This window comes from Dickeya aquatica (assembly GCF_900095885.1).
Lineage (GTDB): Bacteria > Pseudomonadota > Gammaproteobacteria > Enterobacterales > Enterobacteriaceae > Dickeya > Dickeya aquatica.
The window spans coordinates 3567078-3591939 of sequence record NZ_LT615367.1 but is presented as its reverse complement, the minus strand read 5'-3'; the positions used below and the strand labels follow the sequence as shown (position 1 = coordinate 3591939).

Here is a 24862-nt window from a genome sequence, read left to right as displayed (position 1 = left end):
TCAATTAATTACATTCATCACTATTCGGGTGTCAGCGCGTTCAGTCTGACGAGGTGGCCTGGAAACCTGAATGGGAACACTCCTACTCTGGCTAATGCCTGGCATGGCAACCCGGCGTTGTGAGAGCGCTCGCAACGCCGTGAGTGGTGGTACTGGAAAAGTGGCAAGCAACGAAAAAATGTTATTTACTGGCGGCATTTCTGTCGTAGTCGGTAATGCAAGAACATGAGTGAAGAGATTGAACTGAAATTTATTGTCCACCCCAATGCAGTGGACGATGTCATGCAAAGCCTGAAAGCCTGGAAAAACGATGCCGGGCATAGCAATGCGTTGCATAACCGGCAACTTGCCAACATCTACTATGAAACGCCTGACGGTTATTTGCGCCAGCATGAGATTGGGTTGCGTATTCGTGGGGAAAACGGCCAGTACGAAATGACGGTAAAAACCGCCGGTAAAGTGGTCGGGGGGTTGCATCAGCACCCGGAATATAACGTAGCGCTTGCCTCACCCCAGCTAGACATTCGGCAACTGCCTGCTGAAATCTGGCCGGAGGGCTGTGATTTGGATGCACTGGCCGGGGCATTACAGCCGTTGTTCAGCACCGATTTTCAGCGTGAAGCCTGGGTGATTTCCTGGCACCAGAGCCTGATTGAAATTGCCTTTGACAACGGAGAGATTCGTGCCGGTGAATGCGCTGAACCGCTGTGCGAGCTGGAGCTGGAGCTGAAGAATGGCCGTACTGAAGACCTGCTGGCATTTGCCCGTGAGCTGGCCGATATCGGTGGGTTGCGCCAGGGGAACCTGAGCAAAGCGGCCCGCGGTTACCATTTGGCAAAAGGGAATCCGCCACGCCAGTGCCGTGAACTTGGCTTTCTGCGGATCGAGCCGAAAATAACGCTGGATCAAGGTATTGCGACGGCACTTGAGTATGCGCTGGGGCATTGGCAATACCATGAAGAGTTGTGGGCCCGCGGCGAGCTGGCTGCGCGCACCCAATTGCTTGAGGCCAGTACCATGATGCGTGAACTGCTGTTATTGGTGGGCGGCATCGTGCCACGAAAAGTGACCGCTGAGTTCCGCGCAGCCTTGACGCATCTTGAAGCGCGCATTGAGCGAACACAACAGGCTGATGCATTGTGCTACGAAGCGGAATTCCTGAAAGGAAAGTTGACGCTGACCTCCTGGCTGGTCGGGCATGGCTGGCGCAGTTATCTGGATAACCGCGAACTGATGCGCCTGCAAAGTGGCTGGAAACGCTTTGCCGATATCATGATGAGCCGCTGTCAGGCAGAGTTGCGGGCGGTATTTAGCCATTCGCTCGATGCGTTGCACTATCTGCAACAGCAGCCGCGTTTGCAGCGCGGTATTTATGCCTTCTTGCTGCTGGGGGCGCTTACCCCCAGCCAGGAGTCCTGTAATTATCTGCAACCCTGGCGCAATTTAATGCAACAGATAGCGTCGCTGTCGGCCGGGCAGTCGGTGCCACAGCAACTGGAGCTATGCCGAAAACACGCGGTGGCGCTCTCGCCATTCTGGTTACACAGTGGCCAGTAAATTGACGTCGTATTGAGGGTTACGCGCGGGCACATGCTGTGCGGGTGGGCATCTGTGCCTGGTGTTAACCCGCCGTTGGCCCCCACTATTGTTCATAAGACTGCCTGGCGGCAGCGTTGCAAGGATATCGCCATGACGAGTCCCCTGTTTCCGTTCTCTGAACCGCTTATCGGCCACTATCATCAAGAGGTGGCGCGTTTGTCGGCTGCCGGTGCATCGATGGCGGAGTTTGATGCGTCTGTGTTGGCTCCTGCGATAGCGGTGCCAACATGCAGTGATTTTGTCAGTGATGCACTGGTACGCCACCCGGACTGGTATCAGGAGATGTGCCAGCATCCGCCTCAGGCCGATGAATGGCAGCAATACGGCGGCTGGCTGGCACAGGCGCTGGCGAATGTGCACGATGAACTCTCGTTGATGCAGGCATTACGCCTGTTTCGCCGTCGCTTGCTGGTGCGTATTGCCTGGGGGCAATGGTTAAACCTCAGTACAACAGAGCAGACGTTGCAGCAACTGAGCATTCTGGCTGAGTCCCTGATTGTGGCCGCTCGCCAGTGGCTTTACGACCAGTGCTGTCGTGAGTGGGGAACGCCTTGCAATGCGGCAGGAGAGCCACAGCCGTTGCTTATTCTTGGCATGGGGAAATTGGGCGGCGGAGAGTTAAATTTTTCCTCCGATATCGACCTGATTTTTGCCTACCCCGAAAATGGTCACACCCACGGCGGGCGGCGTGAGCTGGATAATGCCCAGTTTTTTACCCGCCTGGGTCAACGGCTGATTAAAGTGTTGGATCAGCCCACGGTAGACGGCTTTGTGTATCGGGTGGATATGCGTCTGCGGCCATTTGGTGATAGTGGCCCGCTGGTGATGAGCTTTGCGGCGCTGGAAGACTATTACCAGGAGCAGGGGCGTGACTGGGAACGCTACGCGATGGTCAAAGCGCGGCTGATGGGCGGTGATGATGACCCTTACAGCCAGGAACTGATTCGTATGCTGCGGCCCTTTGTGTTTCGCCGTTATATCGATTTCAGTGTTATTCAGTCGCTGCGCAATATGAAAAGCATGATAGCCCGTGAAGTGCGGCGTCGGGATTTGCGCAATAACATCAAGCTGGGAGCGGGTGGGATTCGTGAAGTGGAATTCATCACCCAGGTATTCCAGTTGATTCGCGGTGGCCGCGAGCCTTTATTGCAGGGACGGGCGCTGTTACCGACGCTGACCCAGGTTGGCGTGCTGGGGCTACTCTCGTCGGCTCAGGTTGAGGCGCTGCGCGAGGCGTATCTGTTTTTGCGGCGGCTGGAAAACCTGCTGCAATCCATCGCGGATGAACAGACGCAAACCCTGCCTGATGATGCGCTCAATCAGGCCCGGCTCGCTTGGGGAATGCGGTGTGATAACGGGTTGCAACTCAGTGATGTCTTACATCATCACATGCAGGCGGTGCGCGATGTGTTCCATGAACTGATTGGCGATGACGCTCCCGATGGCAGTGAAACTCCGGAGCACAGCCATTACAGCAGCCTGTGGCAGGATGGGCTGGAAGAAGCGGATTTGAGTGTGCTTGCGCCACAGCTGGGGGCTGAGGTTGGTGAGCGTTTACTGACTAAAGTGGCTGATTTTCGTGCCGATTTGTCGCGGCGCACCATCGGGCCGCGCGGGCGCGACGTGCTTGATCAACTCATGCCAACGCTACTGGCGCAAGCCTGTAGCCATCCTAATGCCGATGTGATTGTTGCCCGTCTGACACCGCTGTTACTGGGGATTGTGACTCGCACCACCTATCTGGAACTGTTGCTGGAATCCCGCTCGGCGCTGACACAACTCATTCGGCTGTGTGCCGTCTCGCCGATGATAGCCAGCCAACTGGCGCGCTATCCGCTCTTGCTGGATGAATTGCTTGACCCCGCGACGCTCTATCAACCGACGGCGCTGGAGGCGTATCGTGACGAGCTGCGCCAATATCTGATGCGTGTGCCGGAAGATGATGAAGAGCAGCAACTGGAGGCGCTGCGCCAGTTCAAACAGGCCCAGCATCTGCGCATTGCGGCGGCGGATATTGTCGGCGCGCTGCCGGTCATGAAAGTGAGTGACCACTTAACGTATCTGGCTGAGGCGATTATTGCGGCCGTGGTGCAGCAGGCATGGAATCAAATGGTGGTGCGCTATGGTCAGCCGACGCATCTGCATGCAGCGTCGGGGCGCGGTTTTGCCGTGGTGGGGTATGGCAAACTGGGGGGATGGGAGCTTGGGTACAGCTCCGATCTGGACCTGGTCTTTCTGATTGATTGCCCCGATAACGTGATGACTGACGGTGAGCGCAGCATTGATGGCCGACAGTTTTATTTGCGCCTCGCCCAGCGAGTCATGCATCTGTTTAGTACCCGTACCTCATCCGGCATTTTGTACGAGGTCGATGCACGGTTACGCCCCTCGGGCGCGGCCGGTATGTTGGTCAGCACGGTGACGGCTTTTGAGGATTATCAGAGTCACGAAGCCTGGACCTGGGAACATCAGGCGCTGGTGCGAGCCCGTGTGGTGTATGGTGAGCCCGCTATCCAGCAACAGTTCGAGCAGATCCGTGAGCGCATTTTATGCCGTGAACGGCAGGGTGAAACGTTACGTGCCGAAGTGCGTGAAATGCGGGAGAAAATGCGCCAGCACCATGCGGGGAAAGATCTTGCGCTCTTTGATATTAAAGCCGATGCCGGGGGCATTACCGATATTGAATTTATCACGCAATATCTGGTACTGCGTGATGCGGCAAAACAGCCAGGGCTGACGCGCTGGTCAGACAATGTGCGTATTCTGGAGCTGCTTGCCCGCCACGGCGTGATGGAGGAAGACGAGGCGGATGCGCTGCGGCTGGCTTATATCACCCTGCGAGATGAAATTCATCATCTGGCCCTTCAGGAACTGCCCGGCCGGGTCAGCCAGGAGACGTTTGTTGCCGAACGTCGGCAGGTGCAACAAAGCTGGCAGAAATGGCTGGGAATAGAGAACTGAGCTAATGGCCTGGGTGTAAGTGTGGCCGCGGTGAGTGTGATACCATACGCGCGTTAAAAATGAACCTGTTTTTTGGAGCCAGGGAATGAAAGTAACGCTACCTGATTTTCGCCACGCCGACGTGTTGGTTGTGGGCGACGTAATGCTGGACCGCTACTGGTACGGCCCGACCAGCCGAATTTCGCCGGAAGCACCGGTGCCGGTGGTCAAGGTGGATACTATCGAAGAGCGGCCCGGCGGTGCGGCTAACGTCGCCATGAATATTGCGGCGCTGGGCGCAGGCTCGCGTTTAGTGGGGTTAACGGGCATTGATGATGCGGCGCGGGCATTGAGCGCCAAACTCGATGAAGTGAACGTCAAGTGTGATTTCGTCTCTGTGCCAACGCACCCGACCATCACCAAATTGCGGGTGTTGTCGCGCAATCAACAACTGATTCGCCTGGATTTCGAAGAGGGTTTTGACAACATTGACCCGCAACCGATGATTGATCGCATCCAGCAGGCATTGCCGACGACGGGGGCATTGGTACTGTCCGACTATGCCAAAGGCGCACTGGCGCATGTGCAGGCGATGATACAGACCGCCCGCGCTTGCGGTGTGCCGGTGCTGATTGACCCGAAAGGCACCGATTTCTCGCGTTATCGTGGCGCAACCCTTCTGACGCCAAACCTGTCTGAGTTCGAGGCCGTGGTCGGGCGCTGCAAAGATGAAACTGACCTGGTTACGCGTGGTATGACACTGCTGGCTGAGCTGGATTTATCCGCGCTGCTGGTCACGCGTTCAGAGCAGGGTATGACATTGCTGCAACCGGGTAAGGCTCCGGTGCACCTGCCAACACAAGCGCAAGAAGTGTATGACGTAACCGGTGCGGGTGACACGGTGATTGGGGTGCTGGCGGCCGCGCTGGCGGCCGGGAAATCACTCGAAGAAGCCTGCTTTTTAGCTAATGCCGCAGCCGGTGTGGTAGTCGGTAAACTCGGCACGTCAACGGTAACGCCTGTCGAGCTGGAAAATGCGATTCGCGGCCGTGCGGATACCGGTTTTGGTGTAATGAGTGAAGCGCAGCTCAAACAGGCGGTTGCACTGGCGCGCCAGCGTGGCGAAACAGTGGTGATGACCAACGGGTGTTTCGATATTTTGCATGCCGGGCATGTTTCGTATCTGGCGAATGCGCGCCGCCTTGGCGACCGGCTGATTGTTGCAGTGAACAGCGATGATTCAACCCGCCGCCTGAAAGGGCCGAGCCGCCCGGTTAACCCACTGACACAACGCATGATAGTTCTCGGCGCGCTGGAAGCGGTGGACTGGGTGGTTGCCTTTGAAGAGGACACACCACAGCGCCTTATCAGCGAAGTGCTGCCGGATATTCTGGTTAAAGGCGGTGATTACAAACCGGAAGATATCGCAGGTAGTAAGGAAGTCTGGGCCAATGGCGGTGAAGTGAAGGTGCTGAATTTTGAAGATGGTTGCTCGACAACCAATATCATCAACACTATCAAGGCCAGAGACTGACGGAAACACCTATGTCACAACAACAGTCAAAGCCTGCTAACGACATCGAGAATGTGTCGGCACAAACCGTGCCGGCACAGGTGCTGGCGACAATCGCGGCACTGCGCACCCAACTGCGCTATCACGAATATAAATATCACGTCGAAGATGCGCCGGAGATCCCCGACGCAGAATACGACCATCTCATGAATACCCTCAAAGCGCTCGAGCAGGCGCACCCTGAACTGGTGACGCCGGATTCGCCGACGCAACGCGTGGGTGCGACACCGCTGGAGGCATTTGAGCCGGTATTGCATGACGTCCCGATGTTATCGCTGGATAACGCCTTTGATGAAGCCAGCTTTCTGGCCTTTGACAAACGCCTTCATGACCGGCTCAAGAGCGAACACGATTTGGCGTTTTGCTGTGAGCTGAAACTTGACGGGCTGGCGGTGAGTTTGCTGTATGAGGACGGGCAACTGGTTCGTGCGGCAACCCGTGGTGACGGTACGACGGGCGAAAATATCACTGCCAATATTCGCACTATCGGTGCCATTCCCTTGCGTTTACACGGTGATAACCTGCCAGCACGGCTTGAAGTGCGGGGCGAGGTGTTTATGAAGCACAAAGGGTTTGATGCGCTCAATGATGAGGCGCGGCGTACCGGTGGTAAGGTGTTTGCGAACCCGCGTAATGCGGCCGCAGGCTCGCTGCGCCAGCTTGATCCGCGTATTACCGCCAAACGTCCGCTGACGTTTTTGTGTTATGGCCTTGGTGTGGTGGAAGGCGGCACCCTGCCGGATACCCACTGGCAGCGCCTGATGCAACTGCGTGACTGGGGGTTGCCTGTCAGTGAGCGGATACGGCTGTGTACCGGTAGTGATGCCGTGCTCGATTTTTACCGTCAGGTGGAGCGCGAGCGGGAAGCGTTGGGTTTTGATATCGACGGTGTGGTTATCAAAGTCAATGAACTGGCGTTACAGGCGCGTTTAGGTTTTGTGGCGCGCGCCCCGCGCTGGGCGATTGCATTCAAGTTTCCGGCTCAAGAGCAATTAACCTGGTTGCGCGATGTCGAGTTCCAGGTCGGGCGTACCGGGGCCATTACCCCGGTTGCCAGGCTGGAGCCGGTCGCGGTGGCAGGCGTGGTGGTCAGTAATGCGACATTGCATAACGCAGACGAGATAACCCGGCTGGGTATTAAAATCGGCGATCGGGTTGCCGTGCGTCGGGCGGGGGATGTGATCCCGCAAATCGTCAGCGTGGTTTTGTCTGAGCGCCCGTCAGATGCCCGTGAGATAGATTTTCCGACCCGCTGCCCGGAGTGTGACTCCGAGATTGAACGGGTTGAGGGTGAGGCAGTGGCGCGCTGTACCGGCGGGCTGTACTGCCGGGCTCAGCGCAAAGAGGCGCTGAAGCATTTCGTTTCCCGTCGGGCGCTCGATGTAGAAGGCATGGGTGACAAAATCATCGATCAACTGGTGGAAAAAGAGTACGTCAAGACGCCAGCCGATCTGTTTCGACTCACTGCCGTCATCCTTACCGGGTTAGAGCGCATGGGGCCGAAGTCGGCGCAGAATCTGGTCAATGCCCTGCTGAAAGCGAAATCCACTACTTTTGCCCGCTTTCTCTATGCACTCGGTATTCGGGATGTGGGAGAAGCGACGGCGGCAAGTTTGGCCGCGCATTTTGGCTCGCTACAGGCATTGATGAGTGCCGATCTGGATACATTGCAGCAGGTGCCGGATGTCGGCATTGTGGTGGCAACGCATCTGCGCCACTTTCTTGATGAAGTGCATAACCAGCAGGTGATTGAGGAACTGCTCAGTGCTGATATCGGTATTCACTGGCCTGATCCGGTGGTGGTTGATGTGGCTGCATCTGACAGCCCATTTGCCGGAAAAACCGTAGTGCTGACCGGCTCACTCAGCGTGCTGTCGCGTGATGAGGCAAAAGACCGTCTGGTCGCGCTGGGGGCAAAAGTCAGCGGTAGTGTGTCAAAGAAAACCGATTGGGTGATAGCCGGTGAAGCGGCAGGCTCCAAACTTGCCAAGGCCCAGGAACTGGGGATTGCGGTTATTGATGAGGCCGAAATGCTGCGTTTGCTGGGCGATGTATAGAATGGCATACATGCATTGTGGGTCACGGGTATAACGCGCATAACGGGAACAGGCGGATGGAAAAAGCGGATTTGCTGGCAATCGCCAATACCCCCATGCCGTTTGGCAAATATAAAGGCCGGATGTTGATAGAGTTGCCTGAAGAGTATCTGCTGTGGTTTGCCCGTAAAGAGGCATTTCCAGCCGGAAGGCTGGGCGTGTTGATGCAGATGACGCTGGCGATTAAAATAGAGGGGCTGCAAGGTCTGATTCATCCGCTGCGCCGCCCCTCTGGCGACTGACGGGTAATACAGGCATGGAGGAAGTAGTGCTCCCATGCCTTTCCACCCTTTCTACCCAGATATCCGTTATACGAACACATCCACACCTGCGCTTCCCGAGGCGCTGTTACCGGTGTTGGCCTCAATCGTCGGTTTAATGGCATCGAGTTGCTGGGCCAAATCATTGCTTGCGCCCGAGGGCTGCCCGCTTTCCCCTTGCGCCGTCTGCTCACGCATTTGTCGCAATTGCTGAAGCTGTGCCTGCACCTGCTTTATCTGCATTGTCAGCATATTGAGTTGCTGCTGTAATTTTTCTTGTTCAGATGAGTCAGCGGTTTCTTTTATCTGATCTTGCAATGTACTGCTTTGTTTAAACAGACTTTGTAGCTGAGTATTTAGCATTTTTATCTGTTCATCAATCATTCGCACCGCGCTGTTGCCTGATGGGCTACTGCTGTTAAAACTGACGCTGATGCCACCAATGCTGCCTGCCATAAATATTACCTGCCATAGTTTGACGATTATCCAGAGGTGACAACGCAGGGATCGCCTCTCCCGAGGCGTTGCCATAATGAGAAAACAGCTTATTTCTGGTTATCGGCAGCGTAGGGGGAGAGTTGAGTGTGTTGATAAACCGACAGGGAAAGGACGAGTCAACGCGCTGGCGCGCAAGAAAAAGCACAGCCATGATGGTTCCCGGCAGTGCTTTGGATGTTGGTGCAGTGTGGTTATCTATAAATTATCGGTGTGAACGATTAGATATAGATATTTTAGATATAGATATTAATGCTGTTTTCATTCGTGGGCGCATTAACACCTTCCTGCGGTTTAACAGACTGAGCCTGAGAGGTTTCAGCCTGCTGCGCCTGCTGGCTTTGTGCTTTTTGCTGCTGTAACTGCTGAATTTGCGCCTGTAACTGTTGAATTTGCGCCTGAATCATTTTTTGCTGCTGCTCAAGCAACTGGCGTTCTTCATCGGTTTTGGCTTCAGTCATTTGCTGAGTCAGCTTGGTGGCTTGCTTGGTCAGCGTTTGAATCTGCTTGTTTAGCTGTGCGATTTGCTGATCAACGCTGGCACTGCTGCTGGCGGATGATGTGGAGACGGCCGATGTTGCTGAGCCGATAGAGCTTGCCATAAATTCCTCCTTGTAATAACGAATAGTGGCGATACCGTTATCGGCGATACTCTGCTGTGGTTTTACGGTTTTTTCGCTTTCCTGACAAAGAAAAGCCCACAACAGTGATGGGCTTTAAACTGAGGCTGTTAATTTTGCGGGTAAGTCTCAGATATAGATATCAATTGCGTGCTCAGCAGAGGGACGATTGACCCCCTCTACGGGTTTTACCAGCGGTTTGCTTTCTTGCGTTGGCGGCACCTGCTGATTTTGCATCTGTGCTATCTGGCCCTGCATAACAACAATCTGTGCCTGCATAGACTGTTGCTGACCATTAACCGTGGTTTCCTGCTGCTTTTTGGTACTTTCGCCTGATGTTTCAGCGGCTTTCAGGTTTTGCAAATTACGTTCTGAAACCTTTTGCTCCGTGTTGGTTTCGACACTGGTGGATGCTGGCACTGGCATCACCGCAAAGCTGGAGGTGGCAATTGGACTCAGCATACATCCTCCTGATTATGTCGTTAGCGCAGGGAGCACCCCTGCTATCTCTGTTATCGGCATACTGTGTCGTATCATGAGTAATTATTAACCAAAAAGGGCGTTCTATCTATCTCTTGTCCGTATTGAGATGTAAAGAATCGTGTTTTGTGGCTGACAATCACTTTCCATAGACATTGATGGCGTCGGTTAAACGCACAGCCTGCCTGCCGAGATCGGCTGCGAACTCCGAAGATTGCTCTACCATATCGGTGTTACCCGAAGTCATGGTTTCAATCTGTGCAATAGAGTCATTAATCAAGGAGAGTGCGGCTGTCTGTTCGCGGGTGGCGTTGCTGATTTCACTTATCATCGTTGCGACCTGCTGCACTTCATTGACGATGTCCTGAATATGCTGGCCAGCCTTGTCTACCAGAGCGCTGCCGTTCTCCACACTGCTCATGTTCGCGTCAATCAACGCTTTGATTTCCTGCGCAGCCGATGCCGAATGCTGTGCCAGGCTTCGCACTTCGGCGGCGACGACGGCGAAACCACGCCCCTGAGTACCGGCTCTGGCAGCTTCAACCGCCGCATTCAGGGCCAGTATGTTGGTTTGAAAGGCGATACTGTCGATAACGCCGATAATATCGACCATTTTCCGGCTGGCCTGCGAGATAGCCTCCATCATGCCAACGGCATCTGCCATGATGTTTCCACCCTGCGTCGCCGAGTTGCTGGCGCTTTGTGCCATCTGCGTTGCCTGGGTGGCTGTTTCTGCACTTTGCTGCACCGCAACGGTGATTTGTTCAATCGCAGCGGCCGTTTGTTGCAGGTTGGCGGAGGTTTCTTCCGTGCGAGCGCTCAGGTCGTTGTTGCTATCGGCCAGTTGCTGGCTGACCTGATTAATTCCGGCAACCTGGGCTCCGACGTCATCAACCAGCGAGTGAAGGTTAAGGCCAAACTGGTTAATCACCCGAAGTAACAGCCCGATTTCATCAACCCGGTTGAGGCGATGATTATCGACACGACGACCAGAGACGACCTGCTGAGCCTGACGCAGCGTGAATCGCAGCGGACGGGCAATCTGCTGCTGTAAGTAGGTATCCAATACCACCATCAACAACAGCGAGGCCATCGTGGCGGTTATCAGATTGGCTCCCAGCAGGCTTAATACCAGCGGAATAAGGCCACCTGCGAGGACAGCCAGTCTTAAGCGCCAGCGCACGGACATTTTTTGAAATACAGATAAAATGGCAAACGCGCCGGTACGTACCACCAGGCCTTTATAAAACCGCAGATGGCGAGCCTGCTTGCTCTGAACGGCTTCATACAAGGGTTCTGCGGCTTTGATTTCTTCAGCACCTGGGGTATTGCGTACAGAAATATAACCGGTGAGTTGATTATGGTGATAAACCGGCGTCACGTTAGCCCGCACCCAATAATGATCGCCATTTTTGCGCCGGTTTTTTACCAGCCCGGTCCAGCTGTCGCCTTGTTGTAGTGTGTACCACATGTCGGCAAACGCTTCGACGGGCATATCCGGGTGGCGAACAATATTATGCGGCGTGCCGACCAGCTCATGTTCATCAAAACCACTAACACGAATAAATGCCGAGTTGGCGTAGGTAATGTGACTGTGAATGTCGGTGGTAGACATTAATATAGTATTGCTATCTAGCCGATGTTCTTGCTGTGTAATAGGTGTATTCACCCTCATAGGGAACCCCAAATGTTGTGTGTCAGCGATACCTGTTATCTTGCAGGTTGCAGAAATGTTGGTGTTATTTACCGTCATGTTGACAGGTTTTATCCGCAAGCTGCGCTCAATCTGGCTTATGCCAGGGTGTTATCAGCGCTTCGCTTGAGTGTTTCTGCACCCCGAATGATTTAGGTTATTGTTGTAGTTTCGTTTTTTATTTTTCAGGCGGGCATTCATGCTGAATACAACCCTTGCCAATTGTCAGATATGCAAAACAGGATGCTCTATTTTTAAAGCATCCATGAATAAGTTCACCCTTTTTTTTGTTACCGGGAATTTATGCTTTGCCTCTTTACGTTGTCAACAGAATCATTTTCATGGCTTGCATTTTCGCTTTGTTTTATTACTTCATTAAATATTGATCGAATTTTTATTAATTGGTGCATCACAATAAAAACGTTTTATTAACAGTAATGGCGAAAGTGATGTTTTTATGACAATCGGCTGGGGGAAAGGAAACCTGATAAATAATGGTATTAATCGATAGCGGTGTAAATGCTATAAGCACAGAGATAAGCAGCAAAATGTACAGTGTGATCGGCATGATGATAGATAATAAGATAATTATGCCGGGTTTTTCAGACGAAATGAGGGGCCATAAAAAGACAGACGACAGCCCTTCAGTGCAGGGCTGCCGTGTGGGTTAAGGTGCGTGCGTGGCGCAATCTATTCAGGTCACGGGAGCCGGGTTGAAGACCGACAGCGCATTATGCAAGCCCCATTGATCTGACCAGGTGGTCTTTCTGCCGCTGGCGATGTCGAGAATAAACTCGAACAACTGCCAGCCAACGGCTTCAATGGTGGCATCACCGGTTGCAATGGTGCCTGCGTTTATGTCCATCAGGTCGTGCCAGCGTTGTGCCAGATCGGTACGGGTGGCCATTTTGATGACAGGCACCGCTTTAAGCCCGTAAGGGGTGCCTCGACCGGTTGTAAACACCTGAACGGTGATGCCGGAGGCCAGTTGCTGGGTACCGCAAACAAAATCGCTGGCCGGGGTTGCGGCATAAATCAAACCGCGTTTGGTCGGGCGCTGACCGGGTGACAGCACTTCGACAATGGCGCTGGTGCCTGATTTGGCAATGGAGCCCAACGCTTTTTCCACCACATTCGCCAGCCCGCCTTTCTTGTTGCCGGGAGAGGGGTTTGCGCTGCGATCAGTCTTGCCGCTATCCAGATAGTCATCATACCAGGCCATCTCTTCGAGCAGCCGTTTGCCCACCTCTTCGGTGATGGCGCGCGGGGTGAGCAGATGAATGGCATCGCGGACTTCGGTGACTTCCGAAAACATGACGGTGGCACCACAGCGCACCAGCAGATCAGACGCGAACCCGACCGCCGGGTTGGCGGTTACGCCGGAGAAAGCATCGCTGCCGCCACACTGCATCCCCACCACCAGTTCGCTGGCAGGAACGGTTTCCCGCTGGCGCGCATTCAGCCGTTGCAGGTGTTTATCCGCCATCGCCAGAATGTCATCCACCATTGATCTAAAGCCAACGTGATGTTCATCTTGCAAACGCACAATGCTGGTGTCATCCAGTGAGATAGCCTGTACATCCGGTGTGCCTTGTAGCAGGCGTTCGGGCTGAAGTTTTTCACACCCGAGGCCGACGACCAGCACTTCACCACCAAAATTCGGGTTAAGCGCCAGGTTGTGAATGGTACGAATCGGGACAACGGCGGCCGGTGCGTTGATAGCGACCCCGCAGCCATAGAGATGATTGAGAGCAACCACGCCATCGACGTTCGGATAACGCGGCAGTAAATCCCGCTCGATAAGGTTCACCACGTAATCGACGACACCCGCCACACAATGCACGCTGGTGGTAATGCCCAGCAGGTTTTTCGTACCGACGCTGCCATCTGGATTACGGTAGCCTGCAAAGGTGTAGCCCTCAAGCGGCGGCAGAGCGGCGGGCACTTTGGTTGCCAGGGGCAGGCTCTCCAGCGCGGGTGCCTCAGGCAGCGCCACCAGCGATTCATCTATCCAGCAGCCACGCCCAATATCGCGCAATGCGTAACCGATAACCTCACCATAGCGAATGATGGGCGCGGCATTGGCAATATCCACCAGAGCAACTTTATGCCCCTGTGGCACATGTTCTTGCAATTCCAGCCCACAGGGAAATCGTGTACCGGCTTTCAGTCCATGATTGTTCACGACAATAGCGACATTGTCAGAGTCATGAACCTTAATATAAAGCGGCCGTTCGTTAGCCACTTCATGTGATGAATGTGCTGACATGGTACTGACCTTCATGAATGAGATAACAATGATGGGACGGATAACCTGCGGTTTATTTTCACTGTTGCTGTAACCGTGACATTGCTCGGGATCAGTATAGGTGAGCTGCCCCCCGGCTGACATTATGCAATTGACCGACATCTTCGGATATGGCGTGTCATTTCTGTGGCGAAGAAACAAGGTGCAGTGAATCCTGTCACATTATTGCGTGGCGATGATTGCGTGGCGATGCCCTCGCAGCAATCCATGGTGCGCCGGGGCAGGTAGCGCGGTATTTCGTGGTTATCCGTTGTTGCTGACCGGCCTGTTTATACCCTGCCTGCGGTGTTGGTTTGGTTTGGGGGGATGACACGTTGAGGCTAAAACCCCGGTTTTCGTGAAATGACGCGCAGTGATTTGGGCGATTGCCATAATTTTATTCTTTAATGGTGTTTATTGTTGGGAGCTTGTCCAGTGAGCCGCCCGGTGACGCCCCGTATAATCCTTCCCAGAAGTCGAAGAGGTGTTGTGGTTTCTTTTCGCTGTTCTGTTCGTGACCTTGCTCGGTCTTACACGTTTTGAACCATTACCGACTCTTGATTTCATTCTGATAACCCAACCCTACACTGTTTTGTTATTCGGAATGAATGAGCTAACTGTTATCCAGGCTCTCCTGCGCTGTTTGGCGGGAAACGCTTAAAATAGGAGTTCATCATATGAATACTGTCAGCACGGCGGCAGGCGTATTACAAAAGAAAACCAACGCCCGTTACTGGATTGTCGTGATGCTGTTTATTGTCACGTCATTCAATTATGGCGATCGTGCCACCATCTCTATTGCCGGCTCGGCGATGTCCAAAGAAATCGGACTCGATGCGGTCGGCATGGGGTATATCTTCTCCGCATTCTCCTGGGCCTATGTTATCGGCCAAATTCCCGGCGGCTGGCTGCTTGACCGCTTTGGTTCTAAACGCGTTTATTTCTGGAGCATTTTTAGCTGGTCGCTGTTTACCCTGTTGCAAGGGTTTGTGGATCTTTTCCACGGTTCAGCGATTGTCGTTTCCTTGTTTATGCTGCGTTTTATGGTGGGGCTGTGCGAATCCCCGTCATTCCCTGGCAACAGTCGCATTGTGGCGGCCTGGTTCCCGGCTCAGGAGCGTGGAACCGCAGTGGCTATCTTCAATTCCGCACAATATTTTGCGACGGTTATCTTCGCGCCCATCATGGGCTGGCTGACGCACGAAGTGGGCTGGGCGCATGTGTTCTGGTTCATGGGCGGCCTTGGCATCATCATCAGCTTCTTGTGGCTTAAGATGATTCACGACCCGAAAGACCATCCTGGCGTCAATAAAGCCGAGCTGGAGTACATCGAAGCGGGTGGTGCGCTGGTCAACATGGATGCTGGTGCGGCCAAGAAAGAGGTCGCTCGCGGTGAAAAATGGCATCAAATTAAGCAATTACTGACCTCCCGCATGATGGTTGGGGTCTATCTCGGCCAATACTGCATCAATGCGCTGACCTACTTCTTCATTACCTGGTTCCCGGTGTATCTGGTGCAGGCACGCGGCATGTCGATTCTCAAAGCCGGTTTCGTGGCTTCCATTCCGGCGATTTGCGGATTTGTCGGCGGGGTGCTCGGTGGGGTGATTTCCGATTATCTGATGCGTCGCACCCAGTCACTCACACTGGCCCGCAAAACGCCGATTGTGCTGGGTATGTTGCTCTCGATGTCGATGGTGATTTGTAACTACGTCTCAACCGAGTGGGTCGTCATTGCGGTGATGGCTGCCGCCTTCTTCGGCAAAGGCATTGGCGCGCTGGGCTGGGCGGTGATGGCAGATACAGCACCGAAAGAAATCAGCGGCTTGAGCGGTGGCCTGTTCAACATGTTCGGCAATATTTCCGGCATCGTCACACCGATTGCGATTGGCTATATCGTTGGCGCAACCGGCTCTTTCAACGGTGGCCTGGTGTATGTCGGCATCCATGCATTTGTCGCGATTCTGAGCTTCCTGTTTATCGTTCAAGATATCAAGCGTATCGAACTGCAACCGTATAAGCCCCAGTGATCCGGGTGAGGATGAAAAAATGAATACTCAAGACACGCCAATTATTACCGAGATGCAGGTTATTCCGGTCGCCGGGTATGACAGCATGTTGCTCAATATTGGTGGTGCACATAATGCGTTTTTTACCCGCAATATCGTGATTCTGAAAGATAACGCCGGGCATACCGGCGTTGGTGAAGCCCCAGGCGGCGAAGTTATCTACCAAACCCTGACGGCGGCTATCCCGCAGGTTATTGGCGCACAGGTGGCGCGCATGAACCATCTGGTGCATCAGATCCACAAAGGCAACCAGTCATCCGATTTTGACTCCTTCGGTAAAGGGGCCTGGACGTTTGAGCTGCGCGTCAATGCTGTGGCGGCGCTGGAAGCGGCGCTGCTGGACTTGCTCGGCCAGCATCTGAACGTGCCGGTCGCCGAATTACTGGGGCCGGGCAAACAGCGCGATGAAGTCACGGTGCTGGGGTATCTGTTCTACATCGGCGATCGCACCAGAACGGAGTTGCCATATCAGGCCGGTGAGACGGGCAAACATGAGTGGTATCACTTACGTCACCAGAAGGCGATGAGCAGTGACGCGGTGGTGAACCTGGCGCAGGCCGCCGCCGATCGTTACGGGTTTAAAGACTTCAAACTCAAAGGTGGCGTGCTGCCGGGAGAGATGGAAATCGACACCGCTAAAGCACTGAAAGCACGTTTCCCAGACGCGCGTATCACGGTGGACCCGAATGGAGCCTGGCTGCTTGATGAAGCCATCCGGTTATGCAAGGGCCTCAATGGCGTGCTGACCTACGCGGAAGACCCGTGCGGTGCTGAACAGGGGTTCTCCGGGCGAGAAGTGATGGCGGAATTCCGCCGCGCCACCGGGCTGCCGGTCGCCACCAACATGATTGCCACCAACTGGCGTGAGCTGAATCACTCGGTGATGCTGCAATCGGTGGATATCCCGCTGGCAGACCCGCATTTCTGGACGATGCATGGCGCGGTACGCGTGGCGCAGTTGTGCGATGAGTGGGGCCTGACCTGGGGTTGTCACTCCAATAACCATTTTGATATTTCACTGGCGATGTTCACCCACGTCGGCGCAGCCGTGCCGGGCAACCCGACCGCCATTGATACTCACTGGATCTGGCAGGAAGGTCAGCACCTGACGCGCGATCCGCTGCAAATTGTCAACGGCAAAATCAAAGTGCCAGAAAAACCGGGACTGGGCGTCGAGCTGGACATGGAGCAAGTGATGAAAGCCCATGCGCTCTACAAAGCATTGCCTGCTGGTGCGCGCAATGACGCAACGGCAATGCAGTACCTGATCCCCGGCTGGACATTTGATCGTAAGCGCCCGGTATTCGGACGTGAATTACCCAGGCATTCAACGTTTTAATAGAAGGAAATCCTCATGACGTCGCAAAGTTCCACTCCGGTTATTACTCAGATGCAGGTTATTCCTGTCGCCGGGCACGACAGCATGTTGCTCAACCTCAGCGGGGCGCACGCGCCTTATTTCACCCGTAATATCGTTATCCTCAAAGATAATGCCGGGCACACCGGCGTGGGCGAAATTCCCGGTGGTGAAGCGATTCGCCAGACACTGGAAGATGCGGCGCAACTGGTGGTTGGCAAGACGCTCGGCGAATACAAAAATGTCATGAATCAGGTTCGCAACCAGTTTGCCGAGCGTGATGCCGCAGGCCGTGGCCTGCAAACCTTCGATTTGCGCACCACTATTCATGTGGTTACCGGTATTGAAGCCGCGATGCTCGATTTGCTCGGGCAGTTCCTGAACGTGCCGGTTGCCGCCTTGCTGGGCGATGGTCAGCAGCGCGATGCGGTAGAAATGCTGGGGTATCTGTTCTATATCGGCGATCGCAACAAAACCGACCTGCCGTACCAGAGCCAGCCAAATGACAAATGCGACTGGTATCGCCTGCGTCACGAAGAAGCGCTGACGCCGGAAACGGTGGTGCGTCTGGCGGAAGCCGCGTACGAGAAATACGGCTTCAACGATTTCAAACTCAAAGGCGGCGTGTTGGCGGGCAGCGAAGAAGCCGAAGCGGTAACGGCGCTGGCAAAACGCTTCTCGCAGGCGCGCATTACGCTTGACCCGAACGGTGCCTGGTCACTGGAGGAGGCGATTCGCCTCGGTAAACAACTGCGCGGAGTGCTGGCCTACGCGGAAGACCCGTGCGGTGCCGAGCAGGGCTTCTCCGGGCGTGAAGTGATGGCGGAATTCCGCCGCGCCACCGGGCTGCCTACCGCCACCAACATGATTGCCACTGACTGGCGGCAGATGGGCCACACCCTTTCCCTGCAATCTGTCGATATCCCATTGGCTGACCCGCATTTCTGGACGATGCAAGGTTCCGTGCGCGTCGCTCAGATGTGCCACGAATGGGGTCTGACCTGGGGTTCACACTCTAACAACCATTTTGATATTTCACTGGCGATGTTCACCCATGTGGCCGCTGCTGCGCCAGGGCAGATAACCGCCATTGACACCCACTGGATCTGGCAAGAAGGCAATCAGCGCCTGACCAAAGAGCCGCTGCAAATTGTGGGCGGTAAAGTCGACGTACCGAAGCGCCCGGGGCTTGGCATCGAGCTGGATATGGAGCAGGTGATGCAGGCGCACGAGCGCTATAAAAACATGGGGTTAGGTGCACGTAACGATGCCGTTGGTATGCAATACCTGATCCCCGGCTGGGCGTTTGATAACAAGCGCCCGTGTCTGGTTCGTTAATCAACCCGGTTCATTCATGACAGCGCCGCTTATCTGAGCGGCGCAGTAAGCGAGTAAGGACAAAAAATGAAAACGCCACTGTTACCAAATCTGTTTCGCCAGGACTTGCGTCAGGGAAAAACCCTGATTGGCTGCTGGTGTGCGCTGGCTAATCCGATTTCCACCGAGGTATTGGGGCTGGCAGGGTTTGACTGGCTGGTACTGGATGGCGAACACGCGCCCAATGACATCACCACCTTCATTCCACAATTGATGGCGTTAAAAGGCAGCCATAGTGCGCCAGTGGTGCGCCCGCCGTGTAATGAGCCGGTGGTGATTAAGCGCCTGCTGGATATCGGTTTCTACAATCTGCTGATTCCGTTTGTGGAAACCGAGGAAGAGGCGGTGCGTGCGGTCGCCTCGACCCGCTATCCGCCGGCGGGTATCCGTGGTGTTTCCGTCGGGCATCGCAGCAACGCCTACGGCACGGAACCGAACTATTTTGCCACCATCAACGACAACATTACGGTGCTGGTGCAAATCGAAACCCAGGAAGGCGTGGACAACCTGGATGCGATTGCGGCGGTGGACGGTGTGGACGGCATTTTTGTCGGCCCCGGCGATTTGTCTGCGGCACTGGGGTATTTGGGCCAGCCCAATCACCCGGAAGTGCAAAAAGTGATCCGCCATATTTTCGAGCGTGCGGCGGCGCACGGTAAGCCGAGCGGCATTCTGGCACCGGCTGAAGCCGATGCGCGCCGCTATCTCGAGTGGGGTGCGCGTTTTGTTGCTGTGGGCAGTGACCTGGGCGTATTTCGCGCCGCGACACAGGCGCTGTGCGACAAATTTAAATCGTGATGAGTCTGTCAGGGCCGCAGCGGCCGACGGCTTACGTTGAATAGACAATGAGGTTATCGCAATGAAAATTGGTTTTATTGGGCTGGGTATTATGGGTAAACCAATGAGTAAAAACCTGATTAAAGCAGGTTACTCATTGGTGGTGCTGGACAGAAATAGCGAAGCCGTGGCTGAGGTCGTTGCCGCCGGGGCTACGTCGGCCACAACGCCGAAAGCTGTTGCTGAACAGAGTGATATCGTTATCACCATGCTGCCAAATTCACCGCACGTAAAAGAGGTGGTACTGGGTGAGAACGGCGTGATTGACGGTGCGCGTAAAGGCACGGTCGTGATTGACATGAGTTCTATTGCGCCGCTGGCCAGCCGGGAAATTGCGACGGCACTGGCCGAAAAAGGCGTTGAGATGCTCGATGCGCCGGTCAGTGGCGGTGAGCCGAAAGCCATCGACGGTACGCTGTCGGTGATGGTGGGCGGTGACAAAGCGGTGTTCGAGCGCAGTTATGACGTGCTGAAAGCGATGGCCGGTTCCGTGGTACATACCGGTGATATCGGCGCGGGTAACGTCACCAAGCTGGCGAATCAGGTGATTGTGGCGCTGAATATTGCGGCGATGTCTGAAGCATTGGTGCTGGCGACGAAGGCGGGCGTGAATCCTGATCTGGTGTACCAGGCGATTCGCGGCGGTTTGGCCGGCAGTACCGTACTGGATGCCAAAGCACCGATGGTGATGGATCGCAACTTTAAGCCGGGTTTCCGTATCGATCTGCATATTAAAGATCTGGCAAATGCGCTGGATACCTCGCACGGCGTCGGTGCGCAACTGCCGCTGACCGCGGCGGTGATGGAAATGATGCAGGCGCTCAAGGCTGATGACCTGGGCGGCGCAGACCATAGCGCGCTGGCTCGTTACTACGAGAAACTGGCGAAAGTGGAAGTGACCCGCTAAGCGGGCGTTAGCCGGTCAACCCAGGTTAACCGGCCAATGAATGAACGTCACCCGGCAAGTGAACGCCACCCGGTCGTTGACAGGGCGGCGTGGCCGCCCGATTGACACCATATTTTGACCCGTGCCGGTTTCAGGCGGTGTCACGGCCTGTGCACGGGGAGTTGATGACGCGAGTCGTTTATGAAAATAGTGATCGCACCGGATTCTTACAAAGAGAGCCTATCCGCTCAGGAAGTTGCCACACAGATTGAAGCTGGTTTTCGGGAAGTATTTCCTGATGCTTGCTATGTAAAGCTGCCTGTCGCCGATGGCGGAGAAGGAACTGTGGAAGCCATGGTCGCGGCCACCCACGGTAAAATCGTTAAGGTTAATGTCACCGGCCCGCTGGGGGAGAACGTCGAGGCGTTTTTCGGGCTGTCGGGGGATGAAAAAACCGCTTTTATCGAAATGGCGGCGGCCAGCGGGCTGGAGCGTGTGCCCTCACACCAGCGTAATCCGCTGTTGACCACCAGTTATGGCACCGGTGAGTTGATTCGCTGTGCCCTGGATCATGGCGTGCGCCACTGTATTATCGGCATTGGCGGTAGCGCCACCAATGATGGTGGCGCGGGCATGATGCAGGCGCTGGGTGTGCGGCTGCTGGACGCACAGCAGCAGCCACTGGCGTTTGGCGGCGCGGAGCTGTCGAGACTGGAACATATCGATATCCAGTCGCTTGACCCGCGTATTCACCAGTGTCGTTTTGAGGTGGCCTGTGATGTCACCAACCCACTGACCGGGCCGCAGGGCGCATCAGCCGTATTCGGGCCGCAGAAGGGGGCGACGGGGCCGATGGTTGAACAACTGGATCAGGCACTGCAACACTATGCCGCAGTGATCCGCCAGTGTCTGGATATTGATGTAGAGCAGGTATCCGGTGCCGGGGCCGCCGGAGGGATGGGCGCGGCGTTGCTGGCATTTTGCGGGGCCGAGTTGCGTCGGGGCATTGAGATAGTCACCGAAGCGCTCGGGCTTGATGCGCTGGTGCGCGATGCCTCGCTGGTGATTACCGGCGAAGGGCGTATCGATAGCCAGACCATTCATGGCAAAGTCCCGATTGGGGTGGCCCGTATCGCCAAGCGTTATCAAAAACCGGTGATAGGCATTGCCGGTAGCCTGACTTCGGATGTTGGCGTGGTGCACGACCACGGCCTGGATGCGGTATTCAGCGTGCTTTACACGATTTGTTCGCTGGAAGACGCGCTGGATAATGCCGCTGACAATGTGCGCATGACGGCGCGTAATATTGCCGCGACCCTCAAACTGGCCCGCACCCTCACCTGGTGATGCCGTTTCCGGTGGCAGGACAGATTCGCGTGGCTGCGATGCGGCTGTAACGGCAACGAATCGTTTGGCAGGCGTTGCACAGACTGGCGCGCCTGCCCGTGGCGCGCGTAACTTAGCCTGATACCGCCAGACGTTTTCGGGCGGCCTTCTCTACATTGCTCATTTCATCCATCAGTTCCAGCCACTCCGGTTCGAGGTCGTGAATGCCGACACCTTTACGCAGCGCCTGTTCCAGGCAATAACAAATCTGTTTTAAGCGCGGTACGCCGCTGTAGCTGCAACTGCCGTGTAATTTATGAATGATATCCAGCAGATTTTCGGGTGGTGAGCCGGTCAGCACCGCTTCTACCTGTACCCGGATATCGGGCAGCGAGTCGAGCAACATTCCCAGCAAATCGCGCGCCAGATCCGGCTTACTGGCCGCCTGACGCAGCGCCAAATCCCAATCCAGCGACAGTGGTGAAGGTGAAACCGGTGGCGGCGCGGGTAGCGTGACCGCACCACGCTGCGGATAATGGGCATGGCGCAATAACGTCTGGCGCAGCATCTGTTCATCAATCGGTTTAGACAGATAATCATCCATGCCGGCTTGCAACAGCAGTTCGCGCTCACCGCTCATGGTGTGCGCCGTGACCGCCACGATGGGGGTTTGGGCATGATGTGGCAAACGGCGAATACGCTCGCTGGTTTGTAACCCATCCATGCCCGGCATCTGAATGTCCATCAGGATAATATCCAGCGCCTGATGCTGTGCCTGAGCAATCGCATCCGCACCATTTTCACACAGGGTGATGCGCTCGACCTGTTCTTCCAGCAGTGCACCGATAAGCTTCAGATTAGCCGGGTTGTCATCCACCGCCATAACACTCAGCGGCAGGCGGTTTGGCATCATCAGCGGTGTAACAGCAGAGGCGGTGCGGTTGTCCTGGCTGAATAGCGGGTTGTCTTGCAGCAAGGGAAGCAGGCGAGGCGCACTAACCGGTTTACTCAGGCAGGCATGAACACCAAACGATTTTAACTGTTCGGCCTCCATTTCAGCCATGCTGGGCAGCGCCAGAATCACACAAGGCGACAGGCGGCAAAAGTCCCGAATTGAGGGGGTAAAATCCAGCAAGGTATTGCGATAGTGGATAGGCACACCAATGAGCAGAATATCAAAGGTGCGCTCCGGCAGTTGCTCCAGCGTCGGGCTATAGCTGACGGTCAGCGGGGTGTGCACCAGAATATCTAACGTTGCCTGTGCCGCTGCCGGATTGGACTCCACATACGCCAGATGCTTGCCTTGCAAGTTGTCAAAATGGTAGCCGGAGCCTGGCATGTGCGGATTTAATTGCAGGGTGATGGTGCACCAGAACGTGGTGCCGTGGTTGAGTTTACTGTGAAAACTGATGTCTCCGCCCATTTCCCGCACCAGCCGCTGCGTAATCACCAGCCCCAACCCGGTGCCGCCATGCTGGCGGGAAATACTGGTATCCGCCTGACGGAAGGCCTGAAACAGCTGCGCCTGTTGTGCTTCGGCAATGCCAATGCCGGTATCTTTAATTTGCACTTCCAGCAGCACTTGCTGATTTTCCTGACGGCGCTTTTCGATGCGGATGTCGATATTGCCCTGTTCGGTAAATTTAATCGCATTGCCCAGCAGGTTGGTAATGATCTGCTGTAAACGCAGCGGGTCGCCGACGAACTGCTCGGGCACGTCATGCTGAATATTCAGCGTCAGCTCCAGCCCTTTCTCGTGTGCCGTATGGGCCAGCAGAATAATCACCTCATCAAGGGTGTTATGCAGCGAGAAGGGAATATTCTCCAGCACCAGTTTACCGGCCTCCAGTTTCGAGAAGTCCAGCACATCATTGATGATATTCAGCAGGTTGTTAGCCGAGCGCTCAATGGTTTGCAGATAATCTTTCTGCGTGGCGGTGAGCTGGGTTTTCAGTGTCTGGCGGGTAAAGCCGATAACGCCATTAAGCGGCGTGCGTAATTCATGCGACATGTTGGCGAGAAATTCGGATTTAATGCGCGCCGCTTCCTGAGCCCGTTTTTTCGCCAGATCCAGTTCCACGTTCTGGATCTCCATTTGTTCGAGCGTTTCACGCAGATCATAGGTTGCCTGATCGATATTCTGCTGCATCTCTTCGTGGTAAGCAGTGAGCGACATAGCCATTGAGTTGATGCCGTTTTTCAGCATATCCAGCTCGCCCAGCATGTGCCCTTCCACCCGGCTGTCCAACTGGCCACGGCGAATACGATCGACGGTTTCAACCATATTGCGGATAGGGATAGTCACATCGCGCATCAGGCGATACGCCAGCAGCATGGCAATACCCATGCAAAACAGCAGCAGCATCGAGGCCATGAACATCTCGCGATATTGCTGGAGCCGAATGGAATTCAGATCCAGCTCCACCGCTATATACCCCATCGGAGCCTGACGACTGACCGGCGTATTGCTGGCGACACTGTTGTCACTCTCTACCGGCATTTGCAGGATAAGGCAGCCTTCTTCATTCTGCATCCGCATGCTGGTGGGTAAGGGATTACCCGCAGGCACCTGCAACCAACTGCTGTGCGGATTACTGGGGTTACTGGCAACGATTAACTGGTTACGCGCATCGAATACGCTAATCGCCCGCACCATATCCGAGTGATGGCGGTGCAATATGTTGACCAGTTCACGCAGCGATTCCGGCTGACGCTGGGTTAATGCATACGCACTGTTAACGGCCAGCGGCTTGATGATGCTGGCTCCGGCGTCGGCCAGTTGATCCTGTAACTGGTTATAACGATGAATAACAAAAAAGCTACTGAGCAACAGCCCGATGAGCATCGTCGGTGCCAGTATCAGGATCATCATGCGTGCGCGAAGACTGTATTTGGTCATGGGGTTCCAATGTGGGACAATTAAAGGCGACTATTCCATTCAATCGACAATTTCATTACATCACTGAC

At 54.9% G+C, this 24862-nt stretch carries 18 protein-coding genes; 11 read left to right on the top strand and 7 right to left on the bottom strand.

The window, feature by feature from the left end; all coding sequences use genetic code 11:
* Positions 1-225 precede the first annotated feature (225 nt).
* The 5 genes from DAQ1742_RS16240 (at position 226) to DAQ1742_RS16220 (ending at position 8450) form a co-directional block, all read left to right on the top strand.
* Positions 226-1557 (top strand): CYTH domain-containing protein, encoded by a 1332-nt coding sequence (locus DAQ1742_RS16240; RefSeq protein WP_180706177.1) that lies wholly within the window; start codon positions 226-228, stop codon positions 1555-1557.
* Positions 1558-1776: 219 nt separating this feature from the next.
* Positions 1777-4560, top strand: a complete 2784-nt coding sequence (gene glnE / locus DAQ1742_RS16235) for a bifunctional [glutamate--ammonia ligase]-adenylyl-L-tyrosine phosphorylase/[glutamate--ammonia-ligase] adenylyltransferase (protein ID WP_371327848.1) — start codon at positions 1777-1779, stop codon at positions 4558-4560.
* A gap of 85 nt (positions 4561-4645) precedes the next feature.
* Positions 4646-6073 carry a bifunctional D-glycero-beta-D-manno-heptose-7-phosphate kinase/D-glycero-beta-D-manno-heptose 1-phosphate adenylyltransferase HldE gene (gene hldE / locus DAQ1742_RS16230; RefSeq protein ID WP_035343919.1) on the top strand — a complete coding sequence of 476 codons (1428 nt, stop codon included), beginning with the start codon at positions 4646-4648 and terminating at the stop codon, positions 6071-6073.
* 11 nt (positions 6074-6084) lie between these two features.
* Positions 6085-8169 (top strand): NAD-dependent DNA ligase LigA, encoded by a 2085-nt coding sequence (ligA, locus tag DAQ1742_RS16225; protein WP_051124117.1) that lies wholly within the window; start codon positions 6085-6087, stop codon positions 8167-8169.
* Positions 8170-8225: 56 nt separating this feature from the next.
* Positions 8226-8450, top strand: a complete 225-nt coding sequence (locus DAQ1742_RS16220; RefSeq protein ID WP_035343917.1) for a DUF3820 family protein — start codon at positions 8226-8228, stop codon at positions 8448-8450.
* 66 nt (positions 8451-8516) lie between these two features.
* Here DAQ1742_RS16220 and DAQ1742_RS16215 read toward each other — a convergent pair whose 3' ends face one another.
* From DAQ1742_RS16215 to garD, 6 genes are all read right to left on the bottom strand, one after another.
* The gene (locus DAQ1742_RS16215; protein ID WP_051124116.1) at positions 8517-8924 is read right to left on the bottom strand and encodes a FlxA-like family protein; all 408 of its coding nucleotides are present in this window, start codon (positions 8922-8924) and stop codon (positions 8517-8519) included.
* Positions 8887-9117 (bottom strand): hypothetical protein, encoded by a 231-nt coding sequence (locus DAQ1742_RS16210; RefSeq protein ID WP_158513819.1) that lies wholly within the window; start codon positions 9115-9117, stop codon positions 8887-8889. Before DAQ1742_RS16210 ends, DAQ1742_RS16215 begins: the two co-directional genes overlap by 38 nt.
* An 82-nt stretch (positions 9118-9199) precedes the next feature.
* Positions 9200-9565, bottom strand: coding sequence for a FlxA-like family protein (locus tag DAQ1742_RS16205; RefSeq protein WP_035343915.1), 366 nt, complete (start codon positions 9563-9565; stop codon positions 9200-9202).
* Between the two features lie 147 nt (positions 9566-9712).
* A complete protein-coding gene (locus DAQ1742_RS16200; RefSeq protein WP_035343913.1) occupies positions 9713-10045 on the bottom strand; it encodes a hypothetical protein in 333 nt (110 codons plus the stop codon).
* Between the two features lie 157 nt (positions 10046-10202).
* The gene (locus tag DAQ1742_RS16195; RefSeq protein ID WP_035343911.1) at positions 10203-11738 is read right to left on the bottom strand and encodes a methyl-accepting chemotaxis protein; all 1536 of its coding nucleotides are present in this window, start codon (positions 11736-11738) and stop codon (positions 10203-10205) included.
* A gap of 712 nt (positions 11739-12450) precedes the next feature.
* Complete coding sequence (gene garD, locus DAQ1742_RS16190; protein WP_035346287.1) at positions 12451-14025, bottom strand: galactarate dehydratase; 1575 nt, start codon at positions 14023-14025, stop codon at positions 12451-12453.
* Positions 14026-14720: 695 nt separating this feature from the next.
* Here garD and DAQ1742_RS16185 point away from each other — a divergent pair.
* The 6 genes from DAQ1742_RS16185 (at position 14721) to DAQ1742_RS16160 (ending at position 21916) form a co-directional block, all read left to right on the top strand.
* Positions 14721-16073 (top strand): MFS transporter, encoded by a 1353-nt coding sequence (locus DAQ1742_RS16185; protein WP_035343909.1) that lies wholly within the window; start codon positions 14721-14723, stop codon positions 16071-16073.
* Positions 16074-16092: 19 nt separating this feature from the next.
* Positions 16093-17451, top strand: coding sequence for an enolase C-terminal domain-like protein (locus DAQ1742_RS16180; protein WP_035343907.1), 1359 nt, complete (start codon positions 16093-16095; stop codon positions 17449-17451).
* Between the two features lie 15 nt (positions 17452-17466).
* On the top strand, positions 17467-18807 hold the full coding sequence (gudD, locus tag DAQ1742_RS16175) for a glucarate dehydratase (protein WP_035343905.1): 1341 nt from the start codon (positions 17467-17469) through the stop codon (positions 18805-18807).
* Between the two features lie 66 nt (positions 18808-18873).
* Positions 18874-19644 (top strand): 2-dehydro-3-deoxyglucarate aldolase, encoded by a 771-nt coding sequence (gene garL, locus DAQ1742_RS16170; RefSeq protein ID WP_035343903.1) that lies wholly within the window; start codon positions 18874-18876, stop codon positions 19642-19644.
* A 55-nt stretch (positions 19645-19699) separates the two neighbouring features.
* Complete coding sequence (gene garR, locus DAQ1742_RS16165) at positions 19700-20590, top strand: 2-hydroxy-3-oxopropionate reductase (RefSeq protein ID WP_035343901.1); 891 nt, start codon at positions 19700-19702, stop codon at positions 20588-20590.
* A 180-nt stretch (positions 20591-20770) separates the two neighbouring features.
* Positions 20771-21916, top strand: a complete 1146-nt coding sequence (locus DAQ1742_RS16160; protein WP_035343899.1) for a glycerate kinase — start codon at positions 20771-20773, stop codon at positions 21914-21916.
* 112 nt (positions 21917-22028) lie between these two features.
* Here DAQ1742_RS16160 and barA read toward each other — a convergent pair whose 3' ends face one another.
* Positions 22029-24794, bottom strand: coding sequence for a two-component sensor histidine kinase BarA (gene barA, locus DAQ1742_RS16155; RefSeq protein ID WP_035343897.1), 2766 nt, complete (start codon positions 24792-24794; stop codon positions 22029-22031).
* Between the last annotated feature and the right edge of the window lie 68 nt (positions 24795-24862).